The sequence below is a fragment of the Stenotrophomonas sp. GD03877 genome, from assembly GCF_029840555.1.
Lineage (GTDB): Bacteria > Pseudomonadota > Gammaproteobacteria > Xanthomonadales > Xanthomonadaceae > Stenotrophomonas > Stenotrophomonas geniculata.
On record NZ_JAOCCT010000010.1, the window covers coordinates 123011 to 141443 of the forward strand.

Annotated in this window: 16 protein-coding genes; 8 read left to right on the forward strand and 8 right to left on the reverse strand. The window is 67.2% G+C overall.

Features of this window, described 5'->3' with window-relative positions:
- The first annotated feature begins 73 nt into the window (after positions 1-73).
- From N5D20_RS10125 to N5D20_RS10135, 3 genes are read left to right on the forward strand one after another with little or no spacing between them, the layout of a single operon-like run.
- Positions 74-844: an SDR family oxidoreductase gene (locus tag N5D20_RS10125; protein WP_049453502.1), complete on the forward strand. Its 771-nt coding sequence runs from the start codon at positions 74-76 to the stop codon at positions 842-844.
- A 49-nt stretch (positions 845-893) separates the two neighbouring features.
- On the forward strand, positions 894-1460 hold the full coding sequence (yeiP, locus tag N5D20_RS10130; protein ID WP_005409468.1) for an elongation factor P-like protein YeiP: 567 nt from the start codon (positions 894-896) through the stop codon (positions 1458-1460).
- Complete coding sequence (locus tag N5D20_RS10135) at positions 1450-1995, forward strand: hypothetical protein (RefSeq protein ID WP_197579391.1); 546 nt, start codon at positions 1450-1452, stop codon at positions 1993-1995. The genes yeiP and N5D20_RS10135 overlap by 11 nt, the downstream gene beginning before the upstream one ends.
- Positions 1996-2042: 47 nt before the next feature.
- On the opposite strand, the gene N5D20_RS10140 is transcribed toward N5D20_RS10135, so the two are convergent.
- From N5D20_RS10140 to N5D20_RS10155, 4 genes are all read right to left on the reverse strand, one after another.
- Complete coding sequence (locus N5D20_RS10140; RefSeq protein WP_197579390.1) at positions 2043-2735, reverse strand: MliC family protein; 693 nt, start codon at positions 2733-2735, stop codon at positions 2043-2045.
- Positions 2736-2818: 83 nt separating this feature from the next.
- A complete protein-coding gene (locus tag N5D20_RS10145; RefSeq protein WP_197579389.1) occupies positions 2819-3211 on the reverse strand; it encodes a nuclear transport factor 2 family protein in 393 nt (130 codons plus the stop codon).
- The gene (locus N5D20_RS10150; protein ID WP_197579388.1) at positions 3192-6341 is read right to left on the reverse strand and encodes a multidrug efflux RND transporter permease subunit; all 3150 of its coding nucleotides are present in this window, start codon (positions 6339-6341) and stop codon (positions 3192-3194) included. Before N5D20_RS10150 ends, N5D20_RS10145 begins: the two co-directional genes overlap by 20 nt.
- A 36-nt stretch (positions 6342-6377) precedes the next feature.
- Positions 6378-7526 carry an efflux RND transporter periplasmic adaptor subunit gene (locus tag N5D20_RS10155; RefSeq protein WP_197579387.1) on the reverse strand — a complete coding sequence of 383 codons (1149 nt, stop codon included), beginning with the start codon at positions 7524-7526 and terminating at the stop codon, positions 6378-6380.
- A 129-nt stretch (positions 7527-7655) separates the two neighbouring features.
- On the opposite strand from N5D20_RS10155, the gene N5D20_RS10160 reads away from it, so the two are divergent.
- Both N5D20_RS10160 and N5D20_RS10165 read left to right on the forward strand, forming a co-directional pair.
- On the forward strand, positions 7656-8372 hold the full coding sequence (locus N5D20_RS10160; protein ID WP_020424480.1) for a response regulator: 717 nt from the start codon (positions 7656-7658) through the stop codon (positions 8370-8372).
- The gene (locus tag N5D20_RS10165) at positions 8372-9448 is read left to right on the forward strand and encodes an ATP-binding protein (RefSeq protein WP_019338525.1); all 1077 of its coding nucleotides are present in this window, start codon (positions 8372-8374) and stop codon (positions 9446-9448) included. Before N5D20_RS10160 ends, N5D20_RS10165 begins: the two co-directional genes overlap by 1 nt.
- Here N5D20_RS10165 and N5D20_RS10170 read toward each other — a convergent pair.
- The 3 genes from N5D20_RS10170 to N5D20_RS10180 all read right to left on the reverse strand — a co-directional run bounded on the left by N5D20_RS10170 (position 9426) and on the right by N5D20_RS10180 (position 13082).
- Positions 9426-11186, reverse strand: coding sequence for a DUF4105 domain-containing protein (locus N5D20_RS10170; protein ID WP_054171641.1), 1761 nt, complete (start codon positions 11184-11186; stop codon positions 9426-9428). The genes N5D20_RS10165 and N5D20_RS10170 overlap by 23 nt on opposite strands.
- Positions 11187-11331: 145 nt before the next feature.
- Positions 11332-11631 (reverse strand): DUF2388 domain-containing protein, encoded by a 300-nt coding sequence (locus N5D20_RS10175; protein ID WP_049434989.1) that lies wholly within the window; start codon positions 11629-11631, stop codon positions 11332-11334.
- Positions 11632-11693: 62 nt separating this feature from the next.
- Positions 11694-13082: an FAD-binding oxidoreductase gene (locus N5D20_RS10180; protein WP_197579386.1), complete on the reverse strand. Its 1389-nt coding sequence runs from the start codon at positions 13080-13082 to the stop codon at positions 11694-11696.
- Positions 13083-13251: 169 nt separating this feature from the next.
- Between N5D20_RS10180 and serA the strand changes: the two genes are divergently transcribed.
- Entirely contained in the window at positions 13252-14493 is a 1242-nt protein-coding gene (gene serA, locus N5D20_RS10185) for a phosphoglycerate dehydrogenase (protein ID WP_197579385.1), read from the forward strand.
- 94 nt (positions 14494-14587) lie between these two features.
- Here the strand turns inward: serA and N5D20_RS10190 are convergent, their stop codons facing one another.
- Entirely contained in the window at positions 14588-15202 is a 615-nt protein-coding gene (locus N5D20_RS10190; protein WP_100049946.1) for an NUDIX hydrolase, read from the reverse strand.
- 133 nt (positions 15203-15335) lie between these two features.
- On the opposite strand from N5D20_RS10190, the gene N5D20_RS10195 reads away from it, so the two are divergent.
- Both N5D20_RS10195 and N5D20_RS10200 read left to right on the forward strand, forming a co-directional pair.
- Positions 15336-16811: an amino acid permease gene (locus N5D20_RS10195; RefSeq protein ID WP_049434985.1), complete on the forward strand. Its 1476-nt coding sequence runs from the start codon at positions 15336-15338 to the stop codon at positions 16809-16811.
- 82 nt (positions 16812-16893) lie between these two features.
- Positions 16894-18321: an amino acid permease gene (locus N5D20_RS10200; protein WP_065183667.1), complete on the forward strand. Its 1428-nt coding sequence runs from the start codon at positions 16894-16896 to the stop codon at positions 18319-18321.
- Positions 18322-18433: the final 112 nt, after the last annotated feature.

The following is an 18433-nucleotide window of genomic DNA, read 5'->3' on the forward strand; positions in this document are numbered from 1 at the left end:
CGGCGCAGTGCACAACAGCGGCGGTCGCGGCTTCCGTTAGAATCGGCGGTTCTCGAACCTGCAGGACCGTTCAATGCAGCTGTCTTCCGTACGTGCCGTGATCACTGGCGGCGTCTCCGGCCTCGGCCTGGCCGTGGCCCAGCACCTCGTCGCCCAGGGCGGCAAGGTGGCCCTGTTCGACCTCAACGACGACAAGGGTGCAGCCGCCGTTGCCGGGCTGGGTACCGACAAGGCCCGCTATTTCAACGTCAACGTCAGCGATGAAGCAGCCGTGGCTGCGGCCATCGACCAGGCCCACGACTTCCTCGGCGGCCTGAACGTGGCAATGAACTGCGCCGGTATCCTCGGCGCCGGTCGTGTGCTGGGCAAAGAAGGTCCGATGCCGCTGGCCGGTTTCCAGGGCACGGTGATGGTCAACCTGGTCGGCAGCTTCAACGTCGCCAAGGCCGCGGCCAATCGCATGCAGCACAATGAAGCCGGCACCGACGGCGAGCGCGGCGTGATCATCAACACCGCCAGCATCGCAGCCTATGAAGGCCAGATCGGCCAGGCCGCGTATGCCGCCAGCAAGGGTGGCGTGGTGTCGATGACGCTGCCGATGGCGCGCGAACTGTCGCGCTTCGGCATCCGCGTCAATACCATCGCCCCGGGCGTGTTCTGGACGCCGATGGTCGACGGCATGCCCGAAGCCGTGCAGCAGTCGCTGGCCGCTTCGATCCCGTTCCCGTCGCGCCTGGGCAAGCCGGAAGACTTCGCCAGCCTGGTCGGCTTCATCCTCGGCAACACGTACCTCAACGGCGAGACCATCCGCCTGGACGGCGCTACCCGCCTCGCTCCGAAGTGATTCCCCCCGGGCGCCGGGACGGCGCCCTCCCCCAACGACCTAGATCACCATGAAAGCCAACGACATCAAGAAGGGCAACGTCGTCGAGTACAACAACGGCGTGTACCAGATCCGCGACATCGAGCGCAGCTCGCCGCAGGGTCGCGGCGGCAACGTCCGCTTCCGCTTCATCATGTACAGCGTGCCGGGCGGCAACAAGCTCGACGCCAGCTTCGATGCCGACGACAACCTGGTCGAGGTCGAACTGCTGCGCCGCCAGTCCACCTATTCGTACAAGGACGGTGATGCGTTCGTGTTCCTCGATGACGAGGACTACACCCCCTACACCCTGGACGCGGACGTGATCGGCGACGACGCCGGCTACATCACCGACGGCCTGACCGGCATCTACGTGCAGGTGATCGACGAGCAGCCGGTGGCGATCCAGCTGCCGGCCTCGGTGGTGCTGGAAGTGATCGAGACGCCGCCGGAACTGAAGGGTGGCACCGCCACCAAGCGCCCGAAGCCGGCCAAGCTCAACACCGGCATCGAGATCATGGTGCCGGAGTACATCGTCAACGGCGAACGCGTGCTGGTGAACACCGCCACCGGCGAATTCGCTGGCCGTGCCGACTAAGCGCCTTGCGCTGATCGGTTGCCTGTCCCTGCTTGCGGCGTGTTCGCCGCAGGCAGCGGACAGCACGGCCAATGCTGCGCCGAAGGCCGCGCCTGTCGAACCGGCGGTGACGGCCGCACCGGCGGTGGAGACACCGGCCGCCGTCGAGGCCACTACCGAAGCCGAGCCCACTACCGACCTGCCCTCGGGCGATGAGGCGCTGGACAAGGCACGTGCAGCCGCTGGCTGTCCGGTCCCGGAGGACGTGTATGACGTCGACGACGTGCGCATCTACTGCACGATGCCGGCCGACGTGCAGGCCTTCCTCGCGCGCGAAAACACCTGCCAGCACTTCGCCGGCGAAGAGGCGTACGACGACGAGCGCCGCCGCGAACTGGAAGAGGCCGGCGCGAAGTACTGCGAGGGCCGCGAGAAGAACTTCACCGATCTGGTCGCGCGCCATCGCAGTGACTGTGCGATCCGTGATGCGCTGATCGCGATCAACAGACGCTACGACCTGGACTTCGAGCTGGACCTGAAACCCTGCGAGGGCTGACTCGTCGATGAGATAGAGCCGAGCGTGGGCTCGGCTCTACAGAGGGCTTACGGCTGCTTCGCGCCGAAATTGCCACAGCCGTGGTACTGGCGCGTGCCGACAGTCAGCATCACCTTGGCCTCGAACGCCTCGCCACTCATGTCGTCCTGGCAGGTGGTGCGCTGGAAGCTGAGCTTGACATCGGTGCCGTCGGACGCCTTGCCACTCCAACCGTCAGCACCTTCGGTGGGCTTGGCGACGTCGAAACGACGCTCACCGTAATCCACTTCCACCTGCAGGCCCGGCGTGTCGCCGTCGACAACTGCCAGCCAGCCGGGTTCATTGCCGGTGGCACGGAACGCGGCATTGCCTGCGCTGCCATCGCCTTCAGTAGCTTCGACCGCATGGCACTCGCGGTCCGCCTCGCCCTTCAGGCTCAGCAGCCCGTCATCGCTGCCCCTGTTCCAGAAGCTGTTGCCCTGGCCATCGCCGTACTTGGCGCCGGATGCCGCGCGTTCGGAGGTCATGGCGAAGGTGCGCTCGCCGATCACCACCGTGGCCGCATCCTCGCCATTGAAGGTCGCGCGCACGCTCAGATCACCACACTGGTAGGTGGTCTCGCTGCCACCTTCGGTGCTGGCGCTCGGTTGCGGCGTGGCAGGCGGGACATCATTGCCGCCCGCGGCGGGCGGCTGGGCCGGCTGGCACGCGGCCAGCACCAACCCGAGGGAGGCTGCCAACAGACTGGGAACTACACGCATGGCTCGACTCCTTGTCGACACTACAGAGAGGCTCGACCCTACCACCTGCCGGTGAGCGGGGCCTGAAAGCGGCCTGACCGCACTCATGCGGCCAGTACCGCCATCGACAGCAACTGTGCGCCACTTTCGCCGGAACTGCAGGTCCACACCCGCAGCAGGCGCAGTTTCAGCTCGCGCTCCTGGTCCTGCTGCCACACCGACAGCCGCACGTCGCTGGACAGCAGTGCCAGGCGGCCACACAGCAGGGTTTCCACCGCGTGCAGCTGCAGGCTTCGTACCTGCAGGCCACCGGCCAGCCAATCGCCCAGCCACGGCAGGTCGAGCATGCGCCCGCCGTGGCCATCCATCATGAACAAGGCCGGCGATACCAGCACGGTCAGCGCATCGTGATCATTTTCCAGCAGCGCGGCGCACAGGCGCTGCTCCAGCACCATCAACTGTTGCTCGTGCAGATCTTCAACGATGTTCCGTTCCATCCACGGTTCCTCCCGGCATCGGCCGGCGCCTGCGCAGGCGTTGCGCGATCCACTGCCGCGCGCCCTGCACCACTACATAGAAGACCGGTACGAAGAACACCGCCAGCACGGTCGCGCTGACCATGCCGCCGAACACACCGGTTCCAATCGCCTGCTGGGTTTCCTTCGACGCGCCCTGCGCCAGCATCAGCGGCACCACGCCCAGCGCGAACGCCAGCGAGGTCATCACGATCGGCCGCAGGCGCAGCCGCGCCGCCTCAAGCGCTGCTTCAACCAGGCCGCGACCCTGCTGCTGCAGCTGGCGCGCGAACTCGACGATGAGGATCGCGTTCTTCGCCGACAGCCCGATCACGGTGATCATGCCGACCTTGAAGAACACGTCGTTGGGCATGCCCCGCAACAACACCGCAGCAACCGCACCGAGCAGACCCAGCGGCACCACCAGCATCACCGCCAGCGGGATCGACCAGCTCTCGTACAGCGCCGCCAGCACCAGGAACACCACCAGCATCGACAGCAGCAACAGCCACGGTGCCTGCGCGCCCGATTCACGCTCCTGCAGCGACTGACTGGTCCACTGCAGGGCAAAACCGGACGGCAGCTTTTCGGCCAGCCGCTCCATCTCCGCCATGGCCTGTCCGGTCGACACACCGGAGGCCGGTGTGCCGGACAGGTTCAACGCCGGGAAGCCGAGATAGCGCTGCAGCTGCAGCGGCGCCTCGGTCCAGTGCGGTGTCACCAGTTCCGACAACGCCACCATGCCGCCTTCGCTGTTGCGAACGTACAGCTTCAGCACATCCTCCAGCTCCATCCGGTGCGGTGCGTCGGCCTGCAGGATCACCTGCTGCAGCCGGCCCTTGTTGGGGAAGTCGTTGACGTACTGCGAGCCCATCGCCGCCGACAGCGTGCTGCTGATCTGCTCGAACCCTACGCCCATCGCCTCGGCCTTGGCGCGGTCGATGTCCAGCCGCACGCTGGTACCGGCTGGCAGGCCATCGGCATGCACCTCCGACAGCAGCGGGCTGGCCTCGGCCGCCTTCAGCAGCTGCTGCAGCGCAGCGCGCAGCTCTGCCTGGCTCTGCCCGGTGCGCGCCTGCAGCGCCAGTGAGAAGCCGGAGGAGCGCCCCAGGCTGTCGATGGCCGGCGGCATCACGCTCATCACCTCGCCCTCGGCAATCGTGGCCATCGCCTTCTGCGCGGCCTCCACTTCGCTGGCCGCGGTTGCCCCTGCACGCTCGCCCCAGTCCTTCAGCATGGTGTAGGTCAGCGCCGCGCTCGGGCCGGACCCGGAGAAGCTGTAGCCGAGGATCGACTGGTTGGAGCCGATGCCCGGGCGTGACGCCACATGCCGTTCGTAGGCTTCCACCACCGCCAGCGTGCGTTCGGCGGTGGCTTCGGCCGGCAGCTGGATCGAGGTCATGAAGTAGCCCTGGTCCTCTTCCGGCAGAAACGCGCCCGGCAGCCAGTGCAGGCCCAGCAGCAGCGCCACCACCAGCGCGGCAAACACGCCCATGACCCGCCCGCTCCGCTGCAGCACCGACGCCACACCACGCTGGTAGCGCCCGGTCATCTTCTCGAAGCCACGGTTGAAGGCGCCGAACAGCCCACCACGACCATGATGGCCATGGGTGTTCGGGCGCAGCAGCGTCGCGCAGAGCGCCGGCGTCAGGCTCAAGGCCAGCAGCGCCGAGAACAGGATCGACACCGCCATCGCCACGGTGAACTGGCGGTAGATCGCGCCCACCGAGCCACTGGCCATCGCCATCGGAATGAACACCGCGGTCAGCACCAGGGTGATGCCGATCACCGCACCGGTCAGTTCGCGCATGGCCTTGATGGTGGCCTCGCGCGGCGGCAGGCCCTCCTCGGCCATGATCCGTTCCACGCCTTCGACCACCACGATCGCGTCGTCGACGATGATGCCGATTGCCAGCACCATGCCGAACATGGTCAGCACGTTGATCGAGAAGCCCAGCGCCAGCATCACCGCGAAGGTACCCAGCAGCGCGATCGGTGCGACCAGCGCCGGAATCAGCGTGTAGCGCCAGTTCTGCAGGAACAGGTACATCACCGCGAACACCAGCAGCATCGCTTCCAGCAATGTCTGCACCACCTTCTGGATCGAGATCTTGACGAACGGCGCGGTGTCGAACGGAATGCTCGATTCCACGCCGCGCGGCAGCAGCGGCGCCAACTCGGCCATGCGCTCGCGCACCGCAGATGCGGTCCGGACGGCATTCGCGCCGGGGCGCAGCTGCACGCCGGCGGCGGTGGCCGGATGGCCGTCCTCGCGGGTGCCCCAGGCATAGCTCTGCGCGCCCAGCTCGATGCGGGCGACATCGCCCAGCAGCACCCGCGAGCCGTCGGCCCCGGCGCGCAGCACGATGGCGGCGAACTGCTCCGGCGTGGACAGCTGGCCATCGGCACTCAGCGGCACAGTGATGCGCTGGCCCGGCACACCCGGCGAATCGCCGATGCGCCCCGGCGAGATCTCCAGGTTCTGCTGCTCGATGGCGGTGGCCACATCGCCCATGGTCAGGCCGTAGCCGGTCAACCGGGTCGGGTCCAGCCACACACGCATCGCCTGCTCGGCGCCGAACAGCTGCACGCGGCCGACGCCATCGATGCGGCGCAGCTCTTCGATGATGTTGCGCGCCATGAAGTCGCCCAGCGCCGCTTCGCTGACGCTGGCATCCGGCGAACGCAGGCCGACCAGCATCAGGAAGCCGGAATCGGCGGCCTCCACGAACAGGCCGTTCTGGCGCACGCTGCGCGGCAGGCGCGGTTCGATCGCCTTGATCCGGTTCTGCACGTCCACCTGCGCCAGCTCCGGGTTGGTACCCGGCTTGAAGGTCGCAGTGATCGAGGCTTCGCCGGAGGTGTCCACCGACGACTCGAAGTACAGCAGGTGCTTGACGCTGGACAGCTCGCGCTCGATCAGGCCGACCACCGCGTCATTCAGCGTCTGCGGGCTGGCACCGGGGTAGCTGGCATAGATGCTGACGCTGGGTGGCGCCACCGCCGGATAGCGCTCAACGGCCAGCCGTGGGATCGCCAGTACACCGGCCAGGATGATGAAGATCGCCAGCACCCAGGCGAACACCGGGCGGTCGATGAAGAAACGTGCCATGTTGGATTTTCCTGGAGGGACCGGCCCGGGACAGGCTCAGCCCTTGCTGCCGGCCTGCACGGCACCGGCGCCTGCGACCGGCAGCTGCCAGTCGCGCGCATCGACCACCACGCCTTCCTGCAGGCGTTCCTGACCCTCGACCACCACCTTCTCGCCGGCCTTGAGGCCCGTGCGCACCAGCCACTGGCGATCGACGCTGCCATCAACCTCCAGCGTGCGGATCACCGCCTTGCCATCGCCCGCGATCACCCAGGCATAGGCCTGGCCGCCGGCGCTGCGCAGCACGGCCTGCTGCGGCACGGTCAATGCGCTGGCCGGTGCACCGCGCGGCACCTTCGCACGCACGTACATCCCCGGCAGCAGCTGGCGCTGCGGGTTGTCGACCAGGATGCGGAGGATCACATCACCGGTACGCGCATCGACGTTGGTGCCGGAGAACAGCATCTGGCCACGCTCGGACAGCGGCTTGCCGGCCGCACCGATGATCGTCACCGGCAGCTCGCCGCCACCGGCAGCGCTGCGCTGCAGCGATTCCAGCTGGGCCGCAGGCTGGCGCACATCGACGTAGACCTGGTCGATCTGCTGCACCACTGCCATCGGCTCGGCATCGGCAACACCGACCAGTGCGCCTTCGGTCACCAGCGCCTGGTCGATGCGGCCGGCAATCGGCGCGCTGACCGTGGCATAGCGCAGGTCGAGCTGGCGACGCGCCAGGATCGCGCGCGCTTCGTTCACCGCGGCACGGGCCTGTTCGTACTCGGCACTGGCATCGTCGCGGTGCTGCTGGCTGACCGCCTGTGCGGCGGCCAGTGCATGCAGGCGCTGCGACTGCACGCGGCTGCGGCCCAACGCGGCCTCACTGCGCTGCAGCGCGGCCAGTGCCGAATCAACATCGGCACGGAACGCCGCCGGATCGATCTGGAACAGGGCCTGGCCAGCGCTGACTTCGGCGCCCTGATCAAACAGGCGGCGCTGCACGATGCCACCCACCTGGGCACGGATCTGTGCGGTACGCACGGCGGCCACGCGGCCGGGCAGTTCGTCATCGCGCTGCACCACCTGCGGGCCGACGGTGACCACGCTGACGCGTGGCGTGGCTTCCGGGGTGGCTTCGGGGGCTGAGCAGGCCGTCATGGCCAGGGCGAGGGCCGCGATCAACGCGGCCGGAGTCCTGAAGGTTCTCATTGCTGTGCACAATGCCGCGCAGGCGGCTGATAGGTTCTGAAGCGTGGAGTGTGCGTGGCGATGATGGGGTTTCGATGGAGGAACTGTGGAGATACGATGGAGGCAAGCACCTTAAGGCCCCGCCCCCGCATGCATGCCGCCCCTGCCCTCGCCGCCCTCGTCCTGATCGTCGAGGATGAGGCCGAGATCGCCGATATTCTCACTGCCTATCTGGAACGCGAAGGACTGCGTACGCTGCGCGCCGCTGACGGCCACAGCGCCCTGGACCTGCACCGCAGCGCCCGCCCCGACCTGGTCCTGCTCGATGTACAGCTGCCGCGCCTGGATGGCTGGAGCGTGCTGACCCAGCTGCGCCAGCGCGGCGAAACGCCGGTGATCATGCTGACCGCACTGGACCAGGACCTGGACAAGCTGACCGCACTGCGCATGGGCGCCGACGACTACGTGGTCAAGCCGTTCAATCCGGCCGAAGTGGCAGCACGCGTGCGCGCCGTGCTGCGGCGTACGTTGCGCGCCTCGCGCGTGGATGCACCCACCGCGCTGCGGGCGGGCCCGCTGCTGATCGACTCGGCTACCCATGCCGTGCATGTGGAGGGCGAAGGCTACAGCCACGAAGTGCTGCTCACGCTCACCGAGTTCAAGCTGCTGCACTGCATGGCGCTGGCGCCGACCCGCATCTTCAGCCGCAGCGAACTGATGCACGAATGCCTGCCGGAAAGCGAAGCGCTGGAGCGCACCGTCGACAGCCACGTCAGCAAGCTGCGCCGCAAACTGGACGAAGTGGGCATGGTCAATGTTCCGGCCAGCGTGCGCGGTGTCGGCTACCGGCTGATGGCCGACCGCTGATGGCGCACCTGCGCCGCTCCGGGCTCAGCCGACACATCATCGTCTCGATGTCGTTGATGGTGATCGGCGTCATTGTGATGATGATCCTGTCGTCATGGCTGCTGTACGCGGTGCTGGTCGAGTTCTTCCCCGGCAGTGCCGAGGAACCGGAAAGCTGGCTGCCGACCGGCCCGGAGCTGGCATGGATGGTCGGGGTGATCCTGACCGGCCTGGCACTGGCCATCGCCGCCTCGTTCCGACTGGCGCATCGCATCCTGTCGCCCTTGAATTCGCTGGTCGACAGCGTGCGCGCGCTTGCCGGCGGCGACCTCGGTGCGCGCGCCAGCGTCGAGGAAAATTCACCGGGCGAAGTGGCAACCCTGGTCGAGGATTTCAATGCGATGGCGCGCCGCCTGCAGCACATGGAGAGCGAGCGCGCGATGTGGCATGCGGCTATTGCCCATGAATTGCGGACCCCGGTGACGATCCTGCGTGGCCGCCTGCAGGGGCTGGCCGAGGGCGTGTTCCAGCCGGACGAGTCGCAGTTCCGCAGCCTGCTTGCCCAGGTCGAGGGCCTGTCGCGCCTGATCGAGGATCTACGCGTGCTGAGCCTGTCCGACAACGCGCGGCTGGACGTACGCCGCGCGCGCACCGACGTGGTGGCCGAGGTGCATTCGGTGATGACCCTGGTCGACCCGCAGTTCCGCGCCGCCGGCTTCGTGCTGGAGCTGGAAACCAGCCGCGAGGAACACAATGCGCACTGCGACCCGACGCGCCTGCGCCAGGCGCTGCTGGCGCTGTTGGAAAACGCGCGCCGCTATGCCAGCCCGGGCAAGGTACGGATTGCCGTGCATGACACACCGGGCCATGTGCAGGTAGCAATCGAGGATGAGGGTCCGGGCATCGATCCGGAGCTGCACGCCGACATCTTCAGCCCGTTCATGCGTGCCGACGGTTCGCGTTCACGCCAGGGTGGCGGCAGTGGCCTCGGCCTGGCGGTGGTCAAGGCCATCGCAGACGCCCACGGCGGCCGCGTCTACTGCACGGCGGGCAACGCCGGTGGCAGCCGTTTCGTCATCGAACTCCCGCGCCAATAGCGGGCGCGGCGGCCTGTTCCCGCAGGCGCGCGCCGAGTGCGGCGAGGTTGGCATCGATCGCATCCATCTCGTTGCGCTGGCCTGCCGGCAACTGATGGCGCAGCTGCACGCGCAGCGCCTGCCAGGCCGGCACCGCCTGTGCGCTGGCGGTGGCAACTGCTTCGGCCAGCACCGCCTGCTCATCGGCCAGCGGCAACCCATAGCCACCGTCCACCAGCAGCGTACCCGGGCGCAACCATTGCCCACCCTGCTCCAGCAGCTGGCGCAGGCCGCGCGTCTCGGCACTGTCCGGTGCGGCCAGCAGACGCCGTTTCAGCACATCGCGCGCACGCAGCTCGGCACGCCGCTGTGCCGCCTGTTCCAGCAGCAGCAGCCCGGCGCTGGCACGCAGGTCACCCTGCAACAGCCACGGCGCACGCTGCGGTGCGGGCAGCTTCAGCCAGCCGCGCACATCACGCACCGGCAGCCCCAGCTGTGAGCTCGCCACGGCGAACAACTGCTGATAGTGATCGCGCGCCGAGGCAAAGTAGTAGCCCTGCGCCTGCGCTGCATTGCGGTCCGTGAGCACCTGCTCGTCCAGCACACGCAGCCTGGACAGCCGACGCTTCAACCCGCGCGGACTCAGCTGGGCCAGGCCCGCCTCACCCAGGCGCGGCACACCCGCCTGCAGCAGCTTTGCGGTTTCCACCGCGCAGTTGTTGCTGACGAAGTAATAGCGCCCGTCATAGCTCCAGTGCACCTGTGCAGTGCGCTCGAGCAGGCTGGCGATCTCGCCGGGCGACAACCGCAACGGCAGCGACTGCAACCCCCGCAGCTCAACCTTGGTGTATTCGTCCACCACCTGCTGAAGCGGCAGCACGAACAGGCGCGACGGGTAGCCGCCGGTCAGGCCACGCCAGTTGGATATCTGTACGTCGCCCACGAACGCGCGGAACGACAGCACGCGGTGGTATTCCAGGTCCAGGCGACAGTCCGGCCCCGGCGCACGGCCCGGCCGGCAGATCACCAGCCGCAGCATGCTGTGGCCCCAGCGGCTCATCGGCTGCGCACTGCCTTCGGCGAACAGGTAATCCACGGCATAGACACGCGCGGGGTCGAGCTGCAGCAGCGATGCGGCACCGTCTTCTGAGTCGGCCTGGAGCAAGGGCAGCGTCGTAGCGCAGTGCGACTGCGGCAGCGATGGCGGCGTTCCGAAATGGACCTGGTACCACTGCGCCAGCGCTGGGCGCCGGCAGGCGAACTCGCTGTCGAGCACGAAAAGCTCGGCGTTCACTGCCAGGTACTCGGCCGGGTCCTTCAGTTCATACGCATCGGGACTGCGGTCACGGAAGTCGTTGTCGCCACGACCGAGATGCCAGGGCTTGCGCTGCCATCCGGCCAGATCACGCCAGCGCACACTGCGCGACCAGTTCGCCCCCGTACGGTCGGCAACATGGGTCACTTCGTGCACCAGCGCACTGCGGCGCGCGCGGCGCGCGCCGGGCACGGCATCATCCAGCAGATCGCGGCGCAACGTGATACGACCGGCGAAGGCGCGGCCATGCACATCGGCCGGCAGGTCATCACGCCAGCGCACCTGGACCTGTGCCGGCAATGCGCGCAGCAGGCCATCAGGCAGCAGTGCCTGCACGTCGGCCAGGGTCTGACTGGCGATCTGCTGCTGCGCCGGGTCGAGACCGTAAGGATCAAGCTGCAGGCGATCGGCCGCATGCGCGGAAGGAATGAGCAGCCACGCCAATGCGGCGATCCACCCGCACCGCCCGCTGTGCCTCTGTAGAGCCGAGCCATGCTCGGCTGCTGTTGCGATCCGCATGTGCCGGGCATTCAGCCGAGCATGGCTCGGCTCTACAGAAAGCGATGACGCCGAGGTCATGCAGCCTGGATCAACGTGCCAGCAGCGCGCGGGCCAGTTCCAGATCGCTCTGCTGCTGTGCGGCGGCGCTCTGCTCACGCAGGTGGATCAGCGCGGCCTGCAGGCGGGCGCCACGGATCTGGCCGTCGCTGGCGACGAATGCAGCCGCATCGTCGCGTGCAGCCAGCACCACCTTGTCATCACCCGAGCTGCTGCCCGAGGAACCGGAGGACGCACCCGTGGCCGAACCGGCCGACGTACCGGCGAAGCTGGAAGCGAAGCCGGCCAGCGGCAGGGACAGCAGGGCGAGCAGCAGAAGCGGACGGGTCATCGGTTCGAAGCCGGTTGTGAGGAAGCGTGGAGCGTAACGGGTGTGTGAAGGATTTGCCCGGCTCAAACGTCGAACAGCTTGCCGGGATTCAGCCGCGCTTGGGGATCGAACGCGCGTTTGACCGCCTTCATCAGCGCGATCTCGGCCGGGCCGCGGGTGCTGTCCAGGTAGCCCTTCTTGACCAGGCCGATGCCGTGTTCAGCCGAAATGCTGCCGTCGAAGCGCGCCAGTACCTGCGCCAACAGCTTGGTCACCTGCTCGCACTGCGCCACGAAATCGGCGTCGCTGGTGTCATCCGGCTTGAGCACGTTGATGTGCAGGTTGCCGTCACCGATATGGCCGAACCACACCACGTCGAAGTGCGGGTATGCCTGCCCGATCAATGCCTGGGTTTCAGCCAGGAACGCCGGCATCGACGAGATCCGCACCGAGACATCATTCTTATAGGGCTTGTAGCGCGCCAGCGACTCGGTGATGCCTTCCCGCAGGCGCCACAGCTGGGCGGCCTGGGCGTCGCTGGCGCTGATCACGCCATCGCTGACCCAGCCATTGCCCATGCAGTCCTCGAAGGCCGCCATCGCCGCCGCTTCCTGTGCCTCGTCATTGGCCGCGAATTCGGTCACCACGTAGTACGGATGCACCTCATCGAACGGCGCCTGCGCACCGTGCGCCAGCACATGTTCCAGCGCCCGGTCGGTGAAGAACTCGAAGGCCTGCAGCTGCAGGCGCGCGCGGAACGCCGCGAATACCTGCATCAGCACTTCGAAGCTGGGCAGTGCCAGCAGCATCACGTTGCTGGCCGGCGGCGGGTCGGTCAGCTTCACCGTGGCTTCGACGATCACGCCCAGCGTGCCCTCCGAGCCGATCAGCAGCTGGCGGAAGTCATAGCCGCTGGAGTTCTTGATCAGGCCCTTGTTGAGCTCGAGCAGTTCGCCACCGGCGGTGACCACCTTCAGGCCGGCAATCCATTCACGGGTGTTGCCGTAGCGGATCACCCGGATGCCACCGGCATTGGTGGCGATGTTGCCGCCAATGGTGCAGGAACCACGCGCGGCGAAATCCACCGGGTAGATCAGGCCGTGGTCCAGTGCGGCATTGTGCACGGCTTCCAGCGGCATGCCGGCCTGCACCACCAACGTGCGATCGACCGCGTCGTAGGCCAGCGCCTTGTTCATCCGTTCCAGGCTGAGCACCAGCTCACCGTTGGCCGCCACCGCGCCCCCGGAGAGGCCGGTGCGGCCGCCGGACGGCACCACGGCCACACCCTCGCCTGCACTCCAGCGCATCACCGCCTGCACCTCCTCGACCGTGGCCGGCAGTGCGATCGCCAGCGGCGCCGGCGTCCAGCGCCGGGTCCAGTCGCGCCCGTAGTGCTCCAGGTCGGCCGGGTCGGTCTTCAGCTTCAGGCCGGGACAGGCCTGCTGCAGCGAGGCAATGCGGGAATCGGTCATGACGGTCCAGCGCGGTGCGTGAAGAACGGGCAAGCGTGCCAGCGGCACGCGCCAGCGTCCAGCCCCACCACGCTGCAGATAGCTACGGATGCAACCAATTGCGCACTGCACCATGGGGGCTTCGATCTGGCATAGTGGTCAGCCCCTGTCCCACTGGCCGTGTTGCCCCATGTCGCCGAAGAAGACCTCGTTCCCGAAGCAGGATATCCGCGTGCTGTTGCTGGAGGGGGTCAGCCAGACCGCCGTGGAGGTATTCAGCGCGGCCGGTTACAGCCAGATTGAAGCGCACACCAAGGCGCTGCCCGAGGACGAACTGAAGGCGCGCATCGCCGAGGCGCACATCGTCGGCATCCGCTCGCGCACCCAGCTCAGTGCCGAGGTGCTGGCCGAGGCCAAGCGCCTGATCGCGGTGGGCTGTTTCTGCATCGGCACCAACCAGGTCGACCTGGACGCGGCCGAGCTGGCCGGTATTCCGGTGTTCAACGCGCCCTACTCCAATACCCGCAGCGTGGCCGAGCTGGTGATCGCCGAGGCGATCATGCTGACCCGCGGCATTCCGCAGAAGAACGCCGAATGCCATCGCGGCGGCTGGTCGAAGTCGGCCAGCGGCAGCCATGAAGTGCGCGGCAAGACGCTGGGCATCATTGGTTACGGCCACATCGGCACCCAGGTCGGCGTGCTGGCCGAATCGCTGGGCATGCAGGTGATCTTCCACGACGTGGAAACCAAGCTGGCGCTGGGCAATGCCCGTGCTGCCGCCAGCCTGGACGATCTGCTGGCGCGCGCCGACATCGTCACCCTGCACGTGCCGGAAACCCCGTCCACGCAGTGGATGATCGGCAGCACCGAGCTGGCGAAGATGCGCAAGGGCGCGCACCTGATTAACGCCGCGCGCGGCACCGTGGTCGACATCGATGCACTGGATGCCGCGCTGGCCAGCGGCCACGTCGGCGGCGCCGCGCTGGACGTGTTCCCGGTCGAACCGAAGGGCAACGGCGATATCTTCGAATCGCCGCTGACCCGCCACGACAACGTGATCCTGACCCCGCACGTGGGCGGCAGCACGCTGGAAGCGCAGGATAACATCGGCGTGGAAGTGGCGGCCAAACTGGTGCGCTACAGCGACAACGGCAGCACCCTGTCGGCGGTCAACTTCCCGGAAGTGACCCTGCCCGAGCACGCCGACAGCCTGCGCCTGCTGCACATCCACCAGAACGTGCCGGGCGTGCTGTCCAGGGTCAACGAGATCTTCTCGCGCCACAACGTCAACATCGACGGCCAGTTCCTGCGCACCGATCCGAAGGTGGGCTACGTGGTGATCGACATCACCGCCAGCGAGGAACAGGCCGCCGCCGTGCGCGACGAACTGGCCGCGATCCCAGGCACGCTGCGGACGCGCATTCTGTATTGACGCGCATCCCGCCTTGCACTTGTAGAGCCGAGCCCATGCTCGGCTGCGGTTCCGGCCCGCATCGAGCCGAGCATCGGCTCGGCTCTACAGGTTGCTAGCGCGCCAACCACCGGTGCGCCATGCGCTGCATCGACTCGTCCGATTCCGGATCGGCGGCGACCTCGGTCACCGGCCGCCAGGCCAGCTCCAGCGACTCCTCGCTGAGCACGAAGGCCTCGCCACCCAGCGCCCGGATCACGAAACGCACGTCGTAGTGCCAGTGTCCCGGCACGTCCTTGCGCTCCGGAATCCAATGCTTGTCGATGTCGAAGATGGCCGGGTCTTCCAGCACCAGGCCGCTCAGGCCGGACTCCTCCTCGGCTTCCTTCAGCGCCACCTGGGCCAGGTCGCGGTCACCGTCGGCGTGGCCGCCCAGCTGCAGCCAGCGCTGCAGCTTGCGGTGGTGGGTCAGCAGCAGGCGCTGGCCATCGGCACTGACCAGCCAGCAGCTGGCGGTGAAGTGCCCGGCCAGGCGTTCGCGGCGGAACGGATCTTCCGGATCGTCCAGCAATGTGCCGAATTCGGCAGCCAGTGCGTCGTGGGCGGGCTCCCGGCGGGCGTAGTCCCGCAGCAGGCCCCGCAGGCGATCGTCAAGCACGGCAAGGGTTTCGGCGGTCTGGCTCATGAATGGGCGGCGTTTGGAAAAATGCTGCTCATTATCGCCGTTCATTGTTGCGATTGCGCTTGTGCGTTGGCTTCAGCTTTGGCTAAGGTACAGCGGGCCGTTCGCGCGGCCTTCACCATTCCAGGGTTGCCGGCAACGTATCGGCGGCCCACCCAATCCGATCACTAGGAAGTACTGCATGCTGAAAGCTCTGTTGAGGGTCAAGCCGGTTGAACCGGCCGGGCACGTCGATGCTGGCGAACCCATCGAAGGCAGCCTGGACGGCGAAGCCACGTTGAAACGGACCCTCACGGCTAAACACCTCATCCTGCTTGGCGTGGGTGCGGTGATCGGCGCAGGTATCTTCGTGCTGACCGGCCAGGCCGCGGCCAACCACGCCGGCCCGGCAGTCATGCTGTCGTTCGTGATCGCCGGTTTCGCCTGCGCCCTGGCGGGCCTGTGCTACGCCGAGTTCGCGGCGATGATGCCGGTCTCCGGCAGTGCCTACTCCTACTCCTACGCCACTCTCGGCGAAGGCATGGCCTGGTTCATCGGCTGGTGCCTGGTGCTGGAATACCTGTTCGCCTCGGCTTCGGTCGCGGTGGGCTGGTCGGCGTACCTGATCAGTTTCATCACCACCACGCTGCACATGCCGTTCCCGGATGCACTCAGTGCCGCTCCCATCGCCTGGACCGGCAGCGAGTTCATCGCCTCCGGCAAGCTGTTCAACCTGCCAGCGGTGCTGATCGTGGCAGCGGTGTCCGGCCTGTTGTACGTGGGCGTGACCCAGTCGGCGTTCGTCAATGCGATCATCGTGGCGATCAAGGTCACCGTGATCTGCCTGTTCATCGGCATCGGCGCGGCCCATATCGATCCGGCCAACTGGCAGCCGTTCATTCCGGAGAACACCGGCGTACCGGGTGAGTTCGGCTGGAGCGGCGTGTTCCGCGCGGCCACCATCGTGTTCTTCGCCTACATCGGCTTCGATGCGGTCTCCACCGCCGCCGGTGAAACCAAGGACCCGCAGCGCAACATGCCGATCGGCCTGCTCGGCTCGCTGGCGGTGTGCACCATCGTCTACATCATCGTCTGTGCGGTGCTGACCGGCATGATGCCGTACCACCTGCTGGGCACCGACAAGCCGGTGGCCACCGCTCTGGAGCCCTACCCGACCCTGTCCTGGCTGAAGACGTTCGTGGAGATCGGCGCCATCGCCGGCCTGTCCTCCGTGGTGCTGGTGATGATGATGGGCCAGACCCGCATCGCCTACACCATCTCCCGCGACGGCCTGCTGCCGAAGTTCTTCGGCAAGGTCCACACCCGCTTCCGCACCCCGTACGTCGCCACCATCGTGGTCGGCGTGATCGCCGCCGCGCTGGCTGGCCTGGTGCCGCTGAACGTGCTGGGTGAACTGGTGTCGATGGGTACCCTGCTGGCCTTCGCCACGGTCTGCATCGGCGTGCTCGTGCTGCGCTATTCCAAGCCGGAGATCCATCGCCCGTTCCGCGTGCCGATGGTGTGGATCATCTGCCCGCTGGGCGCGGCCACCTGCCTGTTCCTGTTCTGGCAGGCGTTCGTGGTGCACTGGCACCTGTTCGTGGGCTGGACACTGCTCGGCCTGCTGATCTACCTGGGCTACGGCATCCGCAACAGCAAGCTGGCCAAGTCGCCCTGATCCGCCTACGGGCCGGCCTCGCGCCGGCCCGTCCGTTTTCCCCGCGCGCCGGTCATGGCGCGCTTCGACAAGACCACCACACATGTTCAAGCAACTGTGGGCCACCAAGCACCCGCATGCCGCCCATGAAGACGCCAACGGCCTGAGCCTGCGCCGCCACCTCGGCCCCTGGGGCCTGACCGCCCTGGGTATCGGCGCGGTGATCGGCGGCGGCATCTTCGTCATCACCGGCCAGGCCGCCGCCAACCACGCCGGGCCGGCCATCATGCTGTCCTTCGTGCTGGCCGCCATCTGCTGCGCTTTCTGCGCGCTGGCCTATGCCGAGTTCGCCTCGATGGTGCCGGTCTCCGGCAGCGCCTACACCTACACCTACGCCACCTTCGGCGAGCTCTCGGCCTGGTTCATCGGCTGGATGCTGGTGCTCGAATACGGCGTCTCCGCCTCGGCGGTCGCGGTCAGCTGGACCGGCTATTTCCTCAGCCTGCTCAGCCAGTTCGACATCCATCTACCAGCGGCGTTGGTCAGTGCGCCACTGGACGCACAGCTGCGCCCGACCGGCGCGATCGCCAACCTGCCGGCCGCCGCACTGGTGCTGCTGCTGACCTGGCTGTGCTACGTCGGCATCAGCAAGTCCTCGGCTATGAACATGGCAATGGTCGTGCTCAAGACCGGCCTCATCCTGCTGGTCATCGTGGTCGGCTGGAAGTACGTGGACACCAGCAACTGGACCCCGTTCATCCCGGCCAACGAAGGCCCCGGAAAGTACGGCATGGAAGGCGTGCTGCGTGGCGCGGCGATGGTGTTCTTCGCCTACATCGGCTTCGAGGCAGTATCGGTGGCGGCGCAGGAATCGAAGAACCCGCAGCGCGACATGCCGTTCGGCATGATGCTGTCGCTGGTGATCTGCACCGTGCTGTACATCGCGATGGCCGCGGTGATGACCGGCCTGGTGCCGTTCCAGCTGCTGGGCACCGACGAGCCGGTGGTGACTGCGGTGGCGGCGCATCCGCAGCTGGGCTGGCTGCGCTGGGTGGTCGAGGTCGGCGCGCTGGTCGGCCTGTCCTCGGTGGTGCTGGTGATGATCATCGGCCAGCCGCGCATTTTCATGATCATGGGCCGCGACGGCCTGCTGCCGCCGGTGTTCACCAGGATCCACCCGAAGTACCGCACCCCGCACATCAACACCGTGATCACCGGCATCGGCATCGCGCTGCTGGCGGCGCTGTTCCCGCTGGACATCCTCGGTGAGCTGACCTCGATGGGCACACTGATCGCGTTTGCCGCCGTGTGCGCGGGCGTGCTGATCCTGCGCCGCACCCAGCCGGACCTGCCGCGCCCGTTCCGCATGCCGATGGCCTGGCTGATCTGCAGCCTGGGCGTGCTGAGCTGCCTGGCGCTGCTGTCGGCGATGACGATGCACAACTGGATGCTGATGGGTGTGTGGACGTTCGTCGGTTTCGTGATCTATTTCTGCTACGGGTTCCGGCACAGCCGTCTGCGGGGTAAGTGAGGTTTTGCATTGCAGGGCCTGCGGCCCTGCACCCGCCGGAGAAACGGCAAGAGCGGGTGTGTTGGTTTGGCGGGGAGGCATGGGTACGCGGGGGGCGCCGCAAGTACCTCCA